Annotated in this window: 19 protein-coding genes; all 19 read right to left on the reverse strand. The window is 42.3% G+C overall.

Annotation, left to right across the window (positions count from 1 at the left end):
• Positions 1-246: 246 nt before the first annotated feature.
• Positions 247-630 (reverse strand): S1 domain-containing RNA-binding protein, encoded by a 384-nt coding sequence (locus ACFSMW_RS06210; RefSeq protein WP_390354022.1) that lies wholly within the window; start codon positions 628-630, stop codon positions 247-249.
• A gap of 74 nt (positions 631-704) precedes the next feature.
• A complete protein-coding gene (locus ACFSMW_RS06215; RefSeq protein ID WP_390354023.1) occupies positions 705-1085 on the reverse strand; it encodes an FtsB family cell division protein in 381 nt (126 codons plus the stop codon).
• A 5-nt stretch (positions 1086-1090) separates the two neighbouring features.
• On the reverse strand, positions 1091-1696 hold the full coding sequence (gene yabQ / locus ACFSMW_RS06220; RefSeq protein WP_390354024.1) for a spore cortex biosynthesis protein YabQ: 606 nt from the start codon (positions 1694-1696) through the stop codon (positions 1091-1093).
• Positions 1693-1992, reverse strand: a complete 300-nt coding sequence (yabP, locus tag ACFSMW_RS06225) for a sporulation protein YabP (protein WP_390354025.1) — start codon at positions 1990-1992, stop codon at positions 1693-1695. The genes yabQ and yabP overlap by 4 nt, the downstream gene beginning before the upstream one ends.
• Before the next feature lie 120 nt (positions 1993-2112).
• Positions 2113-2367, reverse strand: coding sequence for an RNA-binding S4 domain-containing protein (locus tag ACFSMW_RS06230; protein ID WP_390354026.1), 255 nt, complete (start codon positions 2365-2367; stop codon positions 2113-2115).
• A 6-nt stretch (positions 2368-2373) separates the two neighbouring features.
• On the reverse strand, positions 2374-3810 hold the full coding sequence (gene yabN, locus ACFSMW_RS06235; RefSeq protein WP_390354028.1) for a bifunctional methyltransferase/pyrophosphohydrolase YabN: 1437 nt from the start codon (positions 3808-3810) through the stop codon (positions 2374-2376).
• Between the two features lie 18 nt (positions 3811-3828).
• The gene (locus tag ACFSMW_RS06240) at positions 3829-5412 is read right to left on the reverse strand and encodes a putative polysaccharide biosynthesis protein (RefSeq protein ID WP_390354030.1); all 1584 of its coding nucleotides are present in this window, start codon (positions 5410-5412) and stop codon (positions 3829-3831) included.
• Between the two features lie 228 nt (positions 5413-5640).
• Positions 5641-6177 (reverse strand): stage V sporulation protein T, encoded by a 537-nt coding sequence (spoVT, locus tag ACFSMW_RS06245; protein ID WP_390354032.1) that lies wholly within the window; start codon positions 6175-6177, stop codon positions 5641-5643.
• Between the two features lie 294 nt (positions 6178-6471).
• Positions 6472-9999 carry a transcription-repair coupling factor gene (gene mfd, locus ACFSMW_RS06250; protein WP_390354034.1) on the reverse strand — a complete coding sequence of 1176 codons (3528 nt, stop codon included), beginning with the start codon at positions 9997-9999 and terminating at the stop codon, positions 6472-6474.
• A gap of 172 nt (positions 10000-10171) precedes the next feature.
• A complete protein-coding gene (locus ACFSMW_RS06255; protein ID WP_390354036.1) occupies positions 10172-10402 on the reverse strand; it encodes an anti-sigma-F factor Fin in 231 nt (76 codons plus the stop codon).
• A 108-nt stretch (positions 10403-10510) separates the two neighbouring features.
• Entirely contained in the window at positions 10511-11071 is a 561-nt protein-coding gene (gene pth, locus ACFSMW_RS06260) for an aminoacyl-tRNA hydrolase (protein WP_390354038.1), read from the reverse strand.
• Positions 11072-11149: 78 nt separating this feature from the next.
• Positions 11150-11779, reverse strand: a complete 630-nt coding sequence (locus tag ACFSMW_RS06265; RefSeq protein ID WP_390354040.1) for a 50S ribosomal protein L25/general stress protein Ctc — start codon at positions 11777-11779, stop codon at positions 11150-11152.
• A 379-nt stretch (positions 11780-12158) separates the two neighbouring features.
• The gene (locus ACFSMW_RS06270; protein ID WP_390354042.1) at positions 12159-13112 is read right to left on the reverse strand and encodes a ribose-phosphate diphosphokinase; all 954 of its coding nucleotides are present in this window, start codon (positions 13110-13112) and stop codon (positions 12159-12161) included.
• A gap of 15 nt (positions 13113-13127) precedes the next feature.
• Entirely contained in the window at positions 13128-14507 is a 1380-nt protein-coding gene (gene glmU, locus ACFSMW_RS06275; RefSeq protein WP_390354044.1) for a bifunctional UDP-N-acetylglucosamine diphosphorylase/glucosamine-1-phosphate N-acetyltransferase GlmU, read from the reverse strand.
• Positions 14508-14974: 467 nt separating this feature from the next.
• Positions 14975-15265, reverse strand: coding sequence for a septation regulator SpoVG (spoVG, locus tag ACFSMW_RS06280; RefSeq protein ID WP_390354046.1), 291 nt, complete (start codon positions 15263-15265; stop codon positions 14975-14977).
• Between the two features lie 323 nt (positions 15266-15588).
• On the reverse strand, positions 15589-16422 hold the full coding sequence (gene purR / locus ACFSMW_RS06285; protein WP_390354047.1) for a pur operon repressor: 834 nt from the start codon (positions 16420-16422) through the stop codon (positions 15589-15591).
• Positions 16423-16491: 69 nt separating this feature from the next.
• Positions 16492-17343: a 4-(cytidine 5'-diphospho)-2-C-methyl-D-erythritol kinase gene (gene ispE / locus ACFSMW_RS06290; RefSeq protein WP_390354049.1), complete on the reverse strand. Its 852-nt coding sequence runs from the start codon at positions 17341-17343 to the stop codon at positions 16492-16494.
• Positions 17344-17566: 223 nt separating this feature from the next.
• Positions 17567-17743, reverse strand: a complete 177-nt coding sequence (locus tag ACFSMW_RS06295; protein ID WP_390354051.1) for a small, acid-soluble spore protein, alpha/beta type — start codon at positions 17741-17743, stop codon at positions 17567-17569.
• 167 nt (positions 17744-17910) lie between these two features.
• Positions 17911-18174 carry a biofilm formation stimulator Veg gene (veg, locus tag ACFSMW_RS06300; RefSeq protein ID WP_390354053.1) on the reverse strand — a complete coding sequence of 88 codons (264 nt, stop codon included), beginning with the start codon at positions 18172-18174 and terminating at the stop codon, positions 17911-17913.
• Between the last annotated feature and the right edge of the window lie 81 nt (positions 18175-18255).

The following is an 18255-nucleotide window of genomic DNA, read 5'->3' on the forward strand; positions in this document are numbered from 1 at the left end:
TTTTTTATTGGATAAAAAGTGCTTGCCAACAACTGGCACACCTTCCTCTCTATTGGACTACCATACTGTTATATCGCTTTAGTATTGTGGGAAGAATCGGAATGTATATTAATGTTGCATACTTGTGTAGAATGAATGTCTTTCATGAGATTATTCTTTCACCCTGTAACCTGAAAAAAAGCAGATACCCTGTGAGGTATCTGCTTTGTATATATAATATAGAGCATTCCAATTAGACAGCTGCTGCTATCCTCTTCTAGCACCTCGACCTCCACGTTTGGATTCCGTGTGCTTTTTAAGGGAGGCTAAACGGTCCTCGGAGTCCTTCAAAAAGCGGTTCATTTTGGATTCAAAAGACTCTGAACGTTGTCTTGGATTTTTTTGTCTTACCGGTTTATCCTTCGCCTTTTTAATGGATAAGCCGATTTTACCGTCTTTTTCCACATTGATGACTTTTACCTCGACCATATCTCCGACACTCAAATGATCATGAATGTCCTTTACATAATTATCGGCGACTTCACTAATATGGACAAGGCCAGTCTTGCCTTGTTCAAGTTCTACAAAAGCACCAAAATTAGTGATTCCCGTTACCTTGCCTTGCAGCTTGCTGCCTGCTTCGATTGACATAAAGAAAATGCTCCTCCTTAAATTTTAAAAAAATACTTACCTCTATATAGTATAGCTAAGAAGATGAAAGCGTGTCAATAAGATGGGTCCTTTTGCTCGTTTTTAAATATCACTTCTCCCTTTTTGGAAAAGAAATAGTTCGTACGGGCAATATCCAAAATGTAGTCATCATCATTCAACAGCTTGATTTCCTCTTTGAGGTTTTGCTCTTTCTTTTGCAAATCCGCATATTTCTGCTGAAGTTCATGATACTCGTCCACTTTTTCAGCTCGTATGCTTCTTTGTTTAAAATGATATGCAGCCAAGGAGCCGGCAACGAGCATGAACACGACAATGAACAGAACAAGCCTGCGAATCAGGCGCTGACGCTTTTTTTTCTGTCTGAGCATTTGCGCATCATATTGCTTCATGTAGACTGATTCAAGTCTGGTCACAGGCTTTTTCTCTTCCGACATGAATGTTACCTCCTTCTCCTTGATATGAAAAAATGCTTGATCCTACTATATATATTCTTTATTCTACTATAAACTCCTGCAAATTTGGGGAAAATCTTTTTAAATTTTTCGGGAAGATGCTTGTATATGACTTTTGCCAGCCAAATCAGCGGGAAAAACACGACTTTTAAGCAAAATCTGATGATAGTATAAGTGATTTGCAGCAAAAATAATACACAAACAATCAAAGTATGCACCAAAAAACGTATCGGTATATAGATGAACGTCCTGATAATATTATAAATGAACCGATAAATGGCTTTGAGAGCTTTGATCAGCATTTCCAGCACATAGCGATAAAGCTTGGCCAGCAACGCCTGATACATTGCGTAGCCAAGCAGGCATGCGAGAAAAATATACATTCGCAGCTCCCCGTAATTGACGAGGAACAACACATAGTAAACGACAAACGTTTGCACCAGCCAAAAACTGATTTCCATTACATATTTGAAAATAGTACGTTGTTTCCAATGCCAGGCCATTCTTTGGAATGTATCACGTACAGCCCCAAGATAAATTCCACTTATTACCATGGCAGCCATTGTTGTCAGCTGGACACTCAGCTGCATCATTTGAACAGCTTGCTAAAGAATCCTTTAGCTTTCTCCTGACCGCCTTCATCCACGTAGGACATTTCATATATTTTACCTTTTATGGATACAATGCCCTCACCTACATCAAGGTTCTTCAACTGCAAATTCTGGCCGCGCACGATAAGATAACCCATCACTGTTTCCAGCAGGAACTCTTCATTATCAAAGCTGTCTACCTCTTTGACACCAGTGATTTCCAAAAGCTTTCGATTATGCAATTTCAACTGATGTTCCTTTTCCACCGGGCTTCTCACTTCTTTATCATAATAATTCATATACTCGTCCTCCTTATCCGTACTACTTTATGATGGAAAGGACAAGTATAGAACCTTCTATTAGGCAAATCTCCCGGCTAAAAACTGTACATGGATACAGGGAACTTCAACCTGTCTCTGTTAAGCTTTTTCTTCTTTAATGATTTGATATAATTCTTGCGCTTCGTCTTTTTTTACGGTTTCACGTAATGCTGTTATTTGGATTGTTACCAGTTTTTGACCAAAGCGAATAACCAATTCGTCACCCACAGAGACAATCGAAGACGCCTTCGCCTGTTTGCCATTGATGCTGATCCTTCCCTGATCGGCAACCTCTTTGGCCAACGTCCGACGCTTAATCAGGCGTGATATTTTCAAAAATTTATCCAAACGCATACATCATCACTCTCTTTCTTTTGCTTCATCCCAGTATTTATCCATTTCTTCCAAGCTAGTTTCTTGTAAGCTCCGCTCGCGTGCTTTCACTTGTTGTTCAATATAATTGAAACGGCTGATGAACTTTTGGTTGCTTGTGTGAAGCGCGAACTCCGGATTGATTTTATAATACCTTGTCAAATTGGCAAGGACAAATAATATATCGCCGAACTCTTTTTCTATTTCTTTCACATTTCCATTATCAACGGCCTCTTTTACCTCCCGGATTTCTTCCTCAAGCTTATCCCAAATATCAGTCGCGTTTTCCCAGTCAAAACCGACTTTCGCAGCTCTTTTCTGCAGCTGGTAAGCTTTGGATAATGCTGGGAGTGATTTTGCGATTCCAGAAAGCAAGGATTTGCGAACTTTCTTTCCTTTTTCTTCCTGTTTTAAAGCATCCCAGTCCTTTTGTTCACCTGATTCCGGAGTGAAAACATGTGGATGACGATGGACCATTTTATCTGTCACACTTTGGATAACATCATCGATAGTGAAATAGCCTTCGTCTTCCCCAATCTGGCTGTGCAGCATGACCTGAAGCAAGACATCACCTAGCTCTTCAATCATACCTGCATCATCTTTTTCATCAATGGCATCAATCAATTCATAGATTTCTTCTATTGCATATTCCTTTAACGTTTCATGTGTCTGAGCCTGGTCCCAAGGACATCCGCCAGGGGCGCGCAAAATATGTATGACTTCCCGCAAACTTCCAAAAGTATGGTGCAGAAGTCCTGCTGGAGCAGCGGGTATATAGACACTCGTTAAATTGCTGATTTCCATCACTCTGTCCAAATCTTCCAGCGGCACGGTCACTTTTTTTTCCAGAGCGCTTCCGGCAGCTTCAATGACTGTTACTTCATAAGAGGCTGGAAGGTCCTCAAGCAATGTCAGTTTGACGTCTGAGGCAACAAAAGCATCATACACCTGACAAAACACGATGTTTGTTCGGTAATTCAGTTCACTGCGCTGAAAATTGGTCGCATCGACAAATTGAAATCCATCAATTGGATCGATTTGTAAAGAAGTGAAAAGTGCATCCAAATAGCTTTGTCCTCCCGCAACCGTTACAGAAACATCCTCCTGCTCCAGTAGCAGCTGGACAGTCTTTTCGGCAAGCATTGGATGGCCGGGAACAGCATAGACGACTTTTCCCATTTCCCGGGATTTTTCCAATAGGATACCCGCTATTTTCTCATATACACTTTCGAAAACATCTTCCCCTTCATAGACGTCATCAAATGAGGAAAATGTTATGCCTTCTTTTTCCAGTACCGTAATTACTGGATGGTCCAATGTTCGCGCCCAGACCACCCCTTTTGCATGGAGCAATTTTTTATATATCCCCAATGGCAGCTGATCGATATCACCAGCGCCCAGTCCAATGATTTCAATTTGTGACATGTTATCCTCCTTAGCGTTTCAATCATGTTTATTTCGGTAAAAACGCGAAACAAATGGCAACATTTCAAGTTCTTTTTGTGAGAATGCCCTCATCTTCACTAACACCCCGCCGTACAGCAAAGCTCCGGCTGCAATGACTGGCATAAGCAAACAAAACTGTTGCCACCGAGCTAGTGTATCCATGTGCGGAAACAGGTGTTTACATAAGAAAATAAACCCTGCCATCACAAGAGAAGCAGTAAAAAAAGCTTGCCAGTAAATTTGCCGAACCCAGGAAAAACCGCGAAGCCGCTGCTTCAGCCCACTCATGACCAATATGCATAATAAAGCTAATGCTAAGACCGTTGCCAGTGCGCTCCCGGTAATCCCCCACCACACGACAAAAACATGGTTGGCTGCCCATTTGCAGATAAAAGCAATAAGAATAAAGATTGCTGTCTGTTTGACATAACCAAGCGCTTGCAATATGGAGGAACCCGTAATCGCCAGGGAACTGAGTACGACTGCCAGCATCAGAAACTGCAGACTATAGGTTCCAGATACGTCCCGATATAAGAGTAAGTTGATTTCCGGAAACAATAATATCAAACCGATTGACGCGCCTGCAGCAATATAGAATCCGACAGATAAAGCTGTCCTGACACTTTCCATGAATACTGTTTCATGTTCCTGCAAACGTGACTTAGCCATATTTGGGACAAGGGCGAGAGCAAATGAAGAACCCATCACCATACCAAATTGGATCAGCGGCTGCCCGCGGTCAAAAATTCCCTTCTCCTCCATCGCCTCCAGTTTGGAAAACCCGTGATCCATCAAACCAGGAAGCAATGTGAACGTATCGGCAAACTGGATAATCAGCAGAACCATATGTGTCAAGGCTTGCACAATACCAAACAATAGTATCGAATGAAAATAACCATTCCAATCAATTTTCTCCGTGATTGTTACAGCTGGTGGCATTTTACTTCTTCGATAAAATGTAAACAGCACTATCACAGCTGCAGCACCACCACATATAGCGGCTATTCCGGCCGCAGAAGCGATATGATACAGATCGGCATTTCCTTTTGCGATCCAAATTGCAGCTGTGATGATAATACCGACACGCACCAATTGCTCGATAACCTGAGAAAATGCTGTCGGTTTCATATCTTCCTGAGCTTGGAACCAGCCACGCAGTATAGCAGGAAGTGGCAGCAGCAGGAATATGAAACCAGCCAGTTTATAAGCCGGAACCAGCCTGCGGTCGCCAATCCATTCGGCAAATATATCTGCCTGCGTCCATAGCATCAAAAAAATTGCGCCATTGAATACAAACAAAATCATTCCGACAGGTGCGAAAAAGTTGGCAAAAGATAGTGTTTTGCCGGCAGCTCTTTTTTCAGCAGCGATTTTGGATACTGCGGCAGGGAAGCCATACAATGCCAAAGCCGTGGCTATACCTAAAATGGGGTAGACTTGCTGATAAATATAGAATCCGATATCACCAGTGAGATTTTGTAATGGTATGCGATAGCCAGCGCTGAGTACCTTGCTGATAAAACCTGCCAGCGCCAAAAGCAATGCACCTCTGACGAAAGTATTCGTGTCATGTTTATGCATAAAAATGTCTTATCCAATCTAATGAAAATTTAGTCTCATTATAGCACACTTGGCGATCTCATTTTTGGTGTTTCTGTGATCTCCTCATAGGGCTGCCAATAGAAAAGCAACTATCATGCCGGCACCTCATATTGCTTTACGGAATAAACCGTTCTTTGTTTGGTATATATAATACAAGGAAAGCCATAAACCGGAAGACTCCGGTTTATGGCTTGTCTATTTATAGCTTTATTCCATTTGTTTCGCTAAAAAGCTTGCTGCTGTCTCCACAACTTTTTGTTCCGTTTGACCCACAGCATTCCCTTCCTTGGAAAACATCATGACACAGCCAATTGGATCACCGCTTGCGATGATTGGACAAATTGTGTATCCAGTCAAATCCACTTCTTTTCCTTCAACTATTTCAATCCCCGTTTTTTCCGTTTGGGTCTCTGCATTGCGGCTTTCCATTGTCTGTTCAAGTTGTTTGCCGATAGGTTTGTTCAAATAATCTTTTTTGGATTCCCCACTGACAGCGATAATCTCATCCCGATCACAAATCAATGTTGGAAAATGGAGTGAATCAAATAAAGCCTCTGCATATTCTTGTGCAAAACTTCCTAATTCATGGATCGGGGAGTATTTCTTCAAAATGACCTCACCTTCACGATCAATGAAAATCTCCAAAGGATCCCCTTCACGAATACGCAATGTTCTTCTGATTTCTTTTGGTACAACCACCCTGCCCAAATCATCAATGCGTCTGACTATTCCTGTTGCTTTCATGTTATAAAGCCTCACTTTCCGATGATGATCTCTACGATGTTTGCTAGTTGTGCACTTCGAAGCAAAACAACACGTTTGGTGTTTTTTGGCAGAAAGGAAAGTATAAGAACCCTTTCCCTTACTGCATTTGTAACAAAGGCGTTCACTATCAGCTTAGCGAATCCAAGATCATAAGCGATTGTTATGCCCGGTTACTGGCCTGCTTGCCTGTTTCTTTCTATTTGGGAAAAAAACACCATTTGTGTTAAGTAGTATAAATCAAGCATCGGGAAGTATGCATGAAATTGGCAATTTCTATGAATCACGGTCAACTTTTTCCAAATCAGCCATGAATTTTTGAATGACATCATACCGCTGTGTAGCTTTGTTAGCAGAAGAACGATACGTGATTTTCAACTGGCTGTTCTCCGTGCCTAGCTGGATATTGCGTCCGTATTCATTGGCCAGCTCAAATAATTTCGCGCCATCGATATGACTGCTTCTTTCTGCAGTGAGCAACAGTTCAATTTTATCTTTTTTCTCCACAATCGTAGCTACTTTTTGTTCTTTCGCAATCCAGCGCAATTTGGATACTGCCAATAAATTGCTTACTTCCTCTGGAAAGTCTCCGAACCGATCCAGCAACTCGCCTTCCAGCTCTGTAGCGTCCTTTTCGGATGCGATATTCTGGATAGCTTTGTACATGTCGATTTTCTGCTTTTCATCAGCAATATATTCTTCTGGAATATAAGCATCCACTTTCAAAGAGATTTCGGGTTCAAAAGGTGTCGCTGCTTCAATATCTTTTCCGGCTTTGCGCGCATCAATCGCTTCTTTAAGCATTTGTGAATACATATCATAGCCGACAGAGTCGATAAAACCATGCTGTTGAGAGCCAAGCAGATTTCCAGCACCACGAATGGACAAGTCCCGCATTGCAATCTTGAAGCCAGAACCAAGTTCAGTGAATTCCTTAATGGCCTGCAAGCGTTTTTCAGCAACCTCCGTGAGCACCTTATCCTTTCGATAGGTAAAATAAGCATATGCCACCCGGTTGGATCGTCCGACACGTCCGCGAAGCTGGTAAAGCTGGCTCAGCCCCATGTGATCCGCATCATAAACGATTAGTGTATTGACATTGGGAATATCCACGCCAGTTTCGATAATAGTTGTGCTTACCAGAACATCAAATTCTCCTTCCAAAAACCCGATCATGACATTTTCCAGTTCAGTCTCATTCATTCGGCCATGGGCAATCGCAATCTTAGCCTCCGGTACGAGCATGCCGATATCACGCGCAATTTTATCAATGCTTTCGACACGATTATATAAGAAAAATACCTGACCGTTTCGTGCCATTTCCCTTTCGATGGCCTCACGGACAAGGATGGGGTTATATTCCAACACATAGGTTTGGATTGGAAAACGGTTTTCCGGCGGCGTTTCAATAACCGATAAATCTCTTACCCCAAGCATTGACATATGCAATGTCCGTGGGATTGGCGTGGCTGTCAGCGTCAGCACATCGACATTCGTTTTCATTTGCTTGATTTTCTCTTTATGCTTTACACCAAAACGCTGCTCTTCGTCCACGATAAGTAAACCAAGGTCCTTGTAATGGATGTCTTTGGAAAGAATGCGGTGCGTGCCAATCACAATATCGACTGAACCATTCTCCAGACCGTTTTTTGTTTCTTTTTGCTGCTTTTGTGTACGGAAACGGCTTAAAAGATGGATATTGATAGGATAATCCATGAAGCGCTCGCGAAATGTCTCATAATGCTGTTGTGCCAGTATGGTTGTAGGAACCAATACAGCCACTTGTTTTCCATCGGCAACTGCCTTGAAAACAGCGCGTATGGCAACCTCTGTCTTTCCATATCCGACATCCCCGCAAAGCAGTCTGTCCATCGGACGTTCTCTTTCCATGTCTTGTTTGATTTCTTCAATGCATCGCAGCTGGTCCTCTGTCTCCTGATAAGCAAAGGAGCTGTCGAATTCGCGTTGCAGCTCACCGTCTTCACTAAATGCAAACCCTTTTTGTGCTTCCCGCTCCGCATACAACTTAATCAGATCATCAGCGATATCTTCTACAGAGGATTGTACTTTACGTTTGACTTTCGTCCATTCACTGCCGCCAAGTTTATATAGTTTGGGCTCTTTTCCTTCTGAACCGACGAATTTTTGTACAAGGTCTATTTGATCGATTGGCACAAAAAGCTTATCATCGCCTGCATATTTGATTAACATATAATCTTTGTGACGCCCGGCTACATCCAAGGTTTCTACACCATAATAGCGCCCGATGCCGTGGTTGGCATGGACGACATAATCGCCGACTTTCAGTTCCTGGTAATTTTTGATTCTTTCAGCATTGGACATCTTCTGTCGCTTTCGCGGACGTTTCATTTGCTTTTTAAACAATTCATTTTCCGTGATAACTGCAAGCTTGTGGATCGGCATCTCAAGCCCTGAAGAAATATTGCCAATCGTGATTGTCGGCTTTTCAACAGGGAGATGTAAGTTTTTTGATATATCTGCCTCTATTTGATAGTCCTGTAAAATGGATTGGACTTTTTCCATCCGCTCTTCATCTCTTACTAAAATAACGACAGAATCACCGCTTTTTTCCCAGCGCTTTAACTCACTCTTAAATAAGTGCATTTGGCCATGAAAATCCTGCATGACTCTTCCTGATAAGTTAATGATATTCTGTGGGCTTGTGTTCGGAATATGCCGCAAAAAAACGGATAGATAAATCCGCCTGTTCCCCGACATTTTATCCATAACAGTTTGCCAGTCAAAAGAAAAACGACTGTCCTTCACCATTTTACTGCTCTCCAGTAAACTGCTGTACCATTCCGCTTCCTCATGGTCTAGATTTTGTGCTGATTCTTGAATCCGGCCCATTTCATCCAAAATGACCAGTCCGTCATTTGATAGGTAATCTAGCAAACTAGCCGGCTTATCATAAAGAAAACCGATATATTTGTTCATCTCCTGAAAATGTTCAAAATCTTTCATACGACTAAGATCCTGCTCAATCGTTTCTGATAGAATTTGTTTTTCTTCCGAAGATTTTCGCTTTTGCAATGTCGCAGCAAGCGCCTCTTCCAGCTTCTGGGTAGCGGATAAAATATCTTCCTTGGATAATAACAGCTCTGTTGCAGGACCTACAGTAATTTCTTTCAGTTGTTCAAGCGATCTTTGAGTCTCCGCATCAAAGTATCGGATAGAATCGACTTCTTCATCGAATAATTCGATGCGAATCGGGTGCTCCTCAGTCACCGGATAGATATCGATGATGCCTCCCCGGCGACTGAATTCTCCGGGTGATGTCACCATAGATGCATGTGTATAACCCATGTCGACCAATGCATTCAAATAGGTGTCGACCGCAATATCATTTCCAACAGTAAAATCAAGCTGGTATTTTTCCCAGTAAGCCATTGGTGGGAGTAAACGTTTGACCGCTGCTACAGGAGCGATCAAAATTCCCGATTTCCGTTGGGTCCATTCCGTCAATGCCTCTATCCGCTGACTCTTCAATTCGGGACTTGCAACAGCGATTTCTGACGCGATCATCTCATTGACTGGATATAAGTGAATATCTTCACTGCCCGCAAAGACAGACAGATCATCATAAAGCTGCTGAGCTTGTGCCAATTGATAAGTAATCAGCAATATCGGGCGATTGCTGGATTCCTGTATGATGGAAACGAGCAGTGAACGTGCAGATCCGGCAAGACCTGCCACCATCTGTTCGCCCATACCGCTTTCAATTCCTTCCAAAATTGAACGGATATCCTCTTTTGAACGTAAATATTGATTAATGCCTTCCATTTCAATCCCCCATTAAAACCTGCATCTCAAGATGCTTAAAAATTGCTATCAGTATGGATTGCTTTCATTTTGGTTTTCATAATATTAAAACAACTATCCCTGTTTAAATCCGTGAGGCATAGCGCAAAAATGCTTTGGTTGCGCAACCAAAGCTAAGCTCCTGAAGAACCTGTTATTGTATGAAAAAATCCAGCTCATGATAATGCGGATTTTTGATTAGTGATTGCTGACAGTTTTCGCAAATCGTTTGTATCTGGATGTCGCCATTATCTTGATATTGGATCATGGACTCTTTGTCAGCAGCTGAGAGACGATCCCACCCTAGCATCGATATATCCGCTTCCTCGTTTTGTATTTTTCCGATGACATGCTTACAATGCCTGCACGAATAGACAATTGCCATATTGTATCATATCCTCCTCGATTCAGCTATTTTTATAGCTTAACCGAAAAGGGGTTAATTATACATATGAAGACAAGGGGCATTCAAGACTGCACATTCGGATTGCGTCTACTGATTGTATTCATTCATAACCTGCGCAAAAGGCTTTTTCATCCATGCCTCACATGCGTCCGCAGCGTGTTTGATACCGCTGACAACACGATCCAATTCATCTTTTTGAAATTTGCCTAATACATAATCCACAACAGGCATAGCGTTAGCCGGTCTTCCAATGCCAATACGGAGACGATTGAAATCCTTCGTTTTCAACTGGTCAATTGTCGAACGAATACCATTATGACCGCCATGCCCGCCTTTTTGGCGAAGTCTTACCTTCCCAGTCGGCAAATCTAAATCATCATAAACCACAAGCAGATCTTCTGTGGAAATATCATAGTATTCTAACAACGGGCGTATTGCTTCTCCAGACAGATTCATGAACGTCAGCGGTTTCAGCAAAAGTACTTTTTCACCCTCCAAATGCTGAATAGTGTAGCATCCATTGAACTTTTCTTTTTCCAGTTGCCATTGGTTTCTATGAAGCAATTCATCGATTGTAATGAACCCGATATTATGCCGGGTTTGCTGGTATTTCCTGCCTGGGTTACCTAAACCAACAATACATTTCATTTATTTCTTCCTCTTCTATTTCGTGTTCATGCAGAACAAGCCCTCCCGTTTTTCGGGAGGGTTGCTGCATTTCTTGCATTATTTTTTTCCTTCTGCATCCGGATCAACTAATTCCGGCTCATCATTTTCTGATGGAGCTTCCTCTACATCTTCAATTGTATCAGGAGCGAGAACAGTTGCAATCGTTGTATCCGGATCATCAGTGATTTCATATTTATCCGATATCGGCAAGTCGGCGACAGAAATAGAATCTCCGACTTCCAACTGTGAAACATCTACAGTTATTTCTTCCGGTATATTTTTCGGCTTAGCCCTTACTTGAAGCTCATACAGCGGCTGCTGTAAAACTCCGCCCGTTTTTGCGCCAGGGGCTTCCCCTGTAAGTACTAAAGCGACTTCCACATCCATTTCTTCTTTCATGTCAACGATGTAAAAGTCCACATGGACCAGCTCATCTTTGATAGGTTCCATCTGATAGTCATGCAGCATCACTTCCAACGGCTGTCCGCTGTCTACTGCCAGCTTGAATATCGCGTTACGCCCATCATCGCGGACTGCTTTGATCAACTCCAAACTGTCCAGCGAAATGGAAGTATTTCCTTTTTCTTTGCCATAAACAATGCCTGGAACTTGTCCATTTAACCGTAATTTTCTTGTAGCTGAACCTTTATGATCTTCTCTTTTTACTGCTTTCAATGTTGTTGCCATGAAATCATCCTCCATTAATCATAACCCTGTTTACAGGTTTATTTATTTTAGAATGTCCAGCTTTAGCACCCAGCAACGAGTAAATTTCAAGCTTCCTTCTACGACAAGTCAACACCGATTCGCTTTCAGCTTATCGTGTTTCCTTTATCTCATGCAAATCTTTACGGTGGGGCGAGTATTCGCAGACCCCAGAAGCTTTCCGGTTTGTACATTTCTGAACGGGCGCTAGAGCTTTTCTCTCCAACATGAATTCATACGCGATACAGCAAAAACGTTCAATACATTAGATTCCCTAAAATATACCGATTTAAACATCGTTATGTGCACTGTCAAATAAGAAAGGCTGTATGGCAGCCGGGCCAAACCACATCAACGGATATTATTCAAACAATTTACTAACTGATTTCTTTTCGTGCACACGGATGATTGCCTCTCCAATTAATGGTGCGATGGATAGCGGTGTAACCTTGTCGATCAATTTTTCTTCAGGGAGCGGAATTGTATTAGTCACTACCAGTTCCTTAATCTTGGAATTGGCAATCCTTTCAATCGCTGGTCCCGACAACACCGGGTGTGTACAACAAGCATACACTTCTTTGGCTCCACTTTCAATTAGCGCATTGGCTGCAAGAGTGATGGTGCCTGCAGTATCGATAATATCATCGATCAGGATAGCTGTTTTTCCTTTGATTTTTCCGATAATATTCATGACTTCAGCAACATTCGGCCGCGGGCGTCTTTTATCAATGATGCCGATCGGCGTTTTAAGCCTGTCCGCCATTTTTCTTGCACGTGTCACACCGCCATGATCCGGCGATACCACGACGACGTCATCCAATCCTTTTGCCTCAAAATAATTCGAGAGCAACGGCTCTGCCTGTAAATTATCTATCGGTACGTCAAAGAATCCTTGGATTTGCGGTGCATGCAAATCCAAGGAAATGACACGGCTTGCGCCAGCAGTCTGCAGCAGATCCGCAATCAATTTTGCTGTAATAGGCTCTCTTGATCTCGCTTTTCTATCTTGTCTTGCGTAGCCATAATATGGCATTACGATATTAATTGTTTTTGCGGAGGCACGTTTCAAGGCATCAATCATGATGAGCAGTTCCATGATATGCTTGTTCACCGGCGAACAAGTTGATTGTATGACATATACATCATAACCACGGACGCTCTCCTCGATGTTGATTTGAATTTCTCCATCACTAAAACTCGATACAGTGCATTTTCCCAGTGTTGTTCCAATGTGGCTGGCGATGTCCTCAGCCAATTTGCGATTTGAATTTAACGTTAATACTTTCAAAGACTTGTCTTTGTAAGTAGATGCCATGAATAATACCCTCCGTTAGTCTTTTTTTCGATTCTTTAATCTGGTGGCATAGCCTTCTTTATTTGACTGTCTGCTGCGTGCAATCGACAGCGCCTCTGCAGGTACATCTTTTGTGATCGTTGATCCTGCTGCTACGTAAGACCCTTTTCCTACAGTAACAGGAGCTACCAAGTTTGAATTGCATCCGATGAATGCATCATCTTCAATAGTGGTCAAATACTTGTTTTTGCCATCATAGTTCACTGTTATTGTACCACAACCGATGTTCACATTGCTTCCTACATGTGCGTCTCCGATATAGCTCAAATGCGAGAACTTACTATTCTCGCCAAGTTTGGCTTTTTTGATTTCCATGAAATTACCAATTTTCACGTGGTTGCCGATTTCCGATTCCGGTCTGATATGTGCAAAAGGACCTATTTGGACATTCTCTCCAATAAGGCTGTCAGCTGCAACACTGTGCTTCACTACTGTCCCGCTGCCGACATGACAATTGCTGATTTCGGTATTTGGACCGATTACAGCTTCTGACTTAATCACAGAATCTCCACGGATGATACTTCCAGGGTATACAGTCACATCAGATTCAATGCATGCACGCGGATCGATGTAGGTATTATCCGGGTCAATGATTGTCACACCATTCTTCATGTGTTTTATGTTTGTACGTTTTTTCATTGTTTGTTCAGCTTCCGCTAACGCAATTCGGTCATTGACACCAAGGGTTTCATCTGCATCAGGGGTGACGTATGCTTCTACTTTTTTTCCTGCCTGTTTCAGAATGCCAATCACGTCAGTCAAGTAATATTCACCCTGCGCATTATCGTTGGACAAATTCTCCAAAGCGGTAAATAATGCCTCGTTGTCAAAACAGTATGTACCTGTGTTTATCTCTTTGATGCGATGTTCTTTCTCACTTGCATCTTTATGCTCCACAATTCTTTCCACTTCATTCTTTGCATCGCGCACAACTCGGCCATAGCCAGCAGGATCAGGCATTTCTGTCGTCAGAATGGTCGCTTTGGCACCTGATTTTTCATGATGGGCAATCAGTTTTTGAAACGTTTCCTGCTCGATCAGTGGTGTGTCTCCGCACACAACTAGCGTCGTACCAGCTTTTCCTTTTAAAAGTGAGCCCGCTTGGACAGCAGCATGCCCGGTTCCCAGTTGTTCTTCCTGGACGGCAAATTCACTTTCCTCGCCGATATAGGCCTGGACTTCTTCAGCTCCATGACCGACAATTGTCACAATTTCATCCATCCCCGCACCTTTGATGGCATGCAGTACATGCTTCACCATCGGCACACCCATCACTGGATGCAGGACTTTGTACAATTTGGATTTCATTCTTGTTCCCTGTCCTGCAGCAAGCACAATTGCATAATGTTTTTTCATGATGAAGCCTGATCATTCCAAAGCACACACTAACCGTAATCCGCTTTAAAACAATCAGATCCCACCTCCTTCGAGTGGATTTATCTCAATAGCCTTTTCTAAACTATGTATACTGACTAGTGTAAATTCAATGCCATCATAAAAAATGGCAACACTTACGAATATATATCAAAAAAATCCCTATTTCAATAGTTAACAGTGATTTTTTACCGTACCTGTAATTCTATAACAAAGTCGCACGTTTCTTAATTAAAACTGTACTTCCATAAAAAGAGAGGCTGTCGCTGCTGCGTAAAATAACCATTTTAACCTGTGTCCTCTCCCATTTCGCTTTACTGCAAAATAAGGGGTTGGCGAAGAACAGCTGCCCTCCGTGTCAGAAGGAGATTTTGCAAGAGGTCATTCTCTCTTACCTATAAAAAAAGAGAGCTAATCTGCGATAAGATTAGACCTCTGGATGCCCATATTCAGGAAGCGCCCGCTTCCTCATATTCTACCTCTTGCTCACCCGCTTGGCTGTACGCTTCTAATACAGCGTTTTGGATCTTACCCCGTGTATTAGAATTGATCGGATGCGCAATATCTCTGAATTCTCCATCTGGAGTACGTTTAGACGGCATAGCCACAAATAGACCATTATTCCCATCAATCACCCGAATATCATGGACCACAAACTCTTGATCAAGTGTAATTGAGGCAATCGCCCGCATTCTTCCTTCAGAATGGACACGGCGCAGTCTGACGTCAGTTACTTCCATGCTGTTTCACCCCTTTTTTAATCTTGGCATTCAGCAAGCCTATGATGTATGACTTAGCTGTACTTATGCAGCAGGAAACAAGAATTTTTTCATGTCTTCCACTGCCAAAAAAAAGAACCTATTATACATGTTCTACAAAAGAATTGGAAATCCTGCTTAATTTTGAAAAAAGTTTAAATTTATACTTACTTTTTTGAAAATGGTAGAAATAAGACCAACTACACATCGAAGTTTGCTGATTTTAACAAACATTACCTCACAAAAAAAGAGTCCCTAAAGGAGACTCTATCGTGTTCGCTAACGAACTAGGGAATGCTTGTCCGTTATTCCAATGATAATTTCTTATCTGTCAAAAAATTCCCTGGCTGTACATTGATTTTTTTGTGTCTGATATCGACATTGGAAATTTTTATCAAAGAAGTGTAATTTTCGATTACCCTGTCTTCTTCCTCATCATCCGCTTCCGCCAGTACAGCAATCGCCGCAGTTTCTGCTTCGAATTCCTCCACAAGACTGATCATGCCATTGATGGTTCCTCCTGCCTTCATAAAATCGTCAACGATACATACACGCATATTTTCACGCAGGCTTCTTTTTGTCATGACCATTGTCTGGATTTTCCGGGAGGATCCGGAAACGTAATTGATGCTGACAGAGGATCCTTCCGTCACTTTAGGATCACGCCGCACAATAATGACAGGAACATTTAAAAACGATGCGACTGCATAAGCAATCGGGATACCTTTAGTTTCCACTGTCATGACCACATCAATTTGCTTATCTGCAAATACAGATGCAATAATCTGGCCGATCTTTCGTACACAGAAAGGATCACCCAAAATATCTGTCATATACAAATATCCACCAGGCAGTATGCGGGTAGGGTCCGACAGATTGCTGCAAAGACTCTCTACATATTCCAAGCTTTTCTCCGCGCTCAGCTCCGGAATATACTGGATACCACCAGAAGGACCGATGACACGTCTCAGCTTTCCCAAGCCTTCTTCCTGGAACGTGCTGTCGACAACATTGAGATCATCACTGGCAGTTGCCTTGGAGACATCATATTTTTTCACAAAATATTCCAGGTTCACCTGGGTTCTGGGATGTTCCAGCAAATAGTTCATCATTGCTGCGATCCGATTGAAACGTTTCATTGCCACACCTCTAAGTCATACAACTATTCGTGCATTTAATATACCACTATTATTCCCTTTTAAGCAAGGTCAGACAAGGGTACGCACCATGAAGACTTCCTGGCAAAAACCACGCATGCCATTATAAATTCTCTGCGCTTTACCTTGCTGCTGTACAAGCCCGTAAATGGTCGGCCCGCTGCCGCTCATCAATGCCCCTGCCGCACCGGCTTGCACCATCTTCTCTTTGATGTATTGCACTTCCGGATGCAATCCCATCGTTGTTGTTTCCAGTGCATTGCCGATATTTTCACAAAGCTGCATGAAATCGCCATGGTACAGGGAAGCCATTATTTTTTCTGTATTCGGATGTCTGATATATTTCAAATCCACATGCCTAAAAACAGTTCCTGTCGATACTCCAATATCCGGTTTTGCTAATATCACCCAGCAGGGAACAGGCGAAGGCAAATGCCTGATTTTTTCTCCTCTTCCAGTAGCAATGGCAGTATGCCCATACACACAAAACGGGACATCTGAACCAATGACGCCACCCAGTTCTGCAAGTTCATGCAAGGAAGCACCCACTTGCCACATTTCATTCAACCCCCGCAGAACAGCAGCTGCGTCAGTGCTGCCTCCTCCGAGCCCCGCGCTGACAGGAATGTTTTTTTCAATATTTATATGCACGCCAGCTCTTATCCTGTATCGCTCTTTAAACACTTTTGCAGCTTTATATGCTAAATTCCGCTCATCATTTGGCACATATCTGCTGTATAATGTGACCTCGATCCTATCCGACTGTATAGGTGTAAGTTCAATATGGTCATATAAATCAATCGAAGTCATAATCATGGCGACCTCATGATAAGCATCCGGGCGTTTATATAAAACATCGAGAGAAAGATTGATTTTTGCTGGTGCTTTTTCAAAAACAGCCATATCCGTCACCTACTTTATATAAAGAGATTGTATCACATTCAAAAAGGTGAGGCGACTGATAGCGGATAGAAGGTGGAAGTGATTCACAGCCTGATTCCTTGTCCGGTTGCAGTGGGTTAAAATATGCCCTGTTTACAATTTGTGAAATCGGTTGTCTGCTTTGTCATTCATGATTACCAAAAGTATTATGTATTCGAATCACAGAAAAACAAGGCAGATCTGATTAGGATCTGCCTTGTTTCATACTTTCTTCCGCTATTTCAATCGCTCTTTTGACCATATTCCCGGCATCTCTTGCTCTGATGCCGCCCCATCCTTCTTTCTGCACCGTGTCGTAAATACCCATTTCCTTTGCTATCTCTTCTTTCAACTGCTCCGACATTATCCCACGTCTGGCCATGAAAGAATCTCCCCTTTCTGCAGATGCGTCTTTACGACATACTTAGTTTATGTGTAACGCAATGAAATACCCTCACCATATGTATACAAAAAAGGAAAAATTAACACCTTTATATGCGGAATTTTCAAATAAAATCAGGTAAAAAACACGAGCAGCAAATCGCTTCGCTACTCGGAAACAGCTTTTTTATGTCGTTCATCGATGAAGCTTAATTCAACCGTTTCGGTCAAAACATCTGTATAGCTGTATGAAACACGTTCGAATGAGTTCTCGTCCTGATCAAGTTCGACGATGAAAACAGCAGGATACGTTTCTGCCAGTACACCATTTCGCTCGACTGTCTTTCTTCTGCCGCCGTTTGCGCGCAAACGCAATCGCTTGCCTATCTGACCTTCAAGACCATGCTTAATTTCGAGTAATGTTTTAGCCACTACACTCCACCTCACTGTTTTAACTATACCACATGCTTGTTTTAAAGTCAAATAAAAACATATATTATAACAAGGTATGGT

Origin of the sequence: Tigheibacillus halophilus, from assembly GCF_042683165.1 — a bacterium.
GTDB classification, from domain to species: Bacteria; Bacillota; Bacilli; order Bacillales; family Amphibacillaceae; genus Tigheibacillus; species Tigheibacillus halophilus.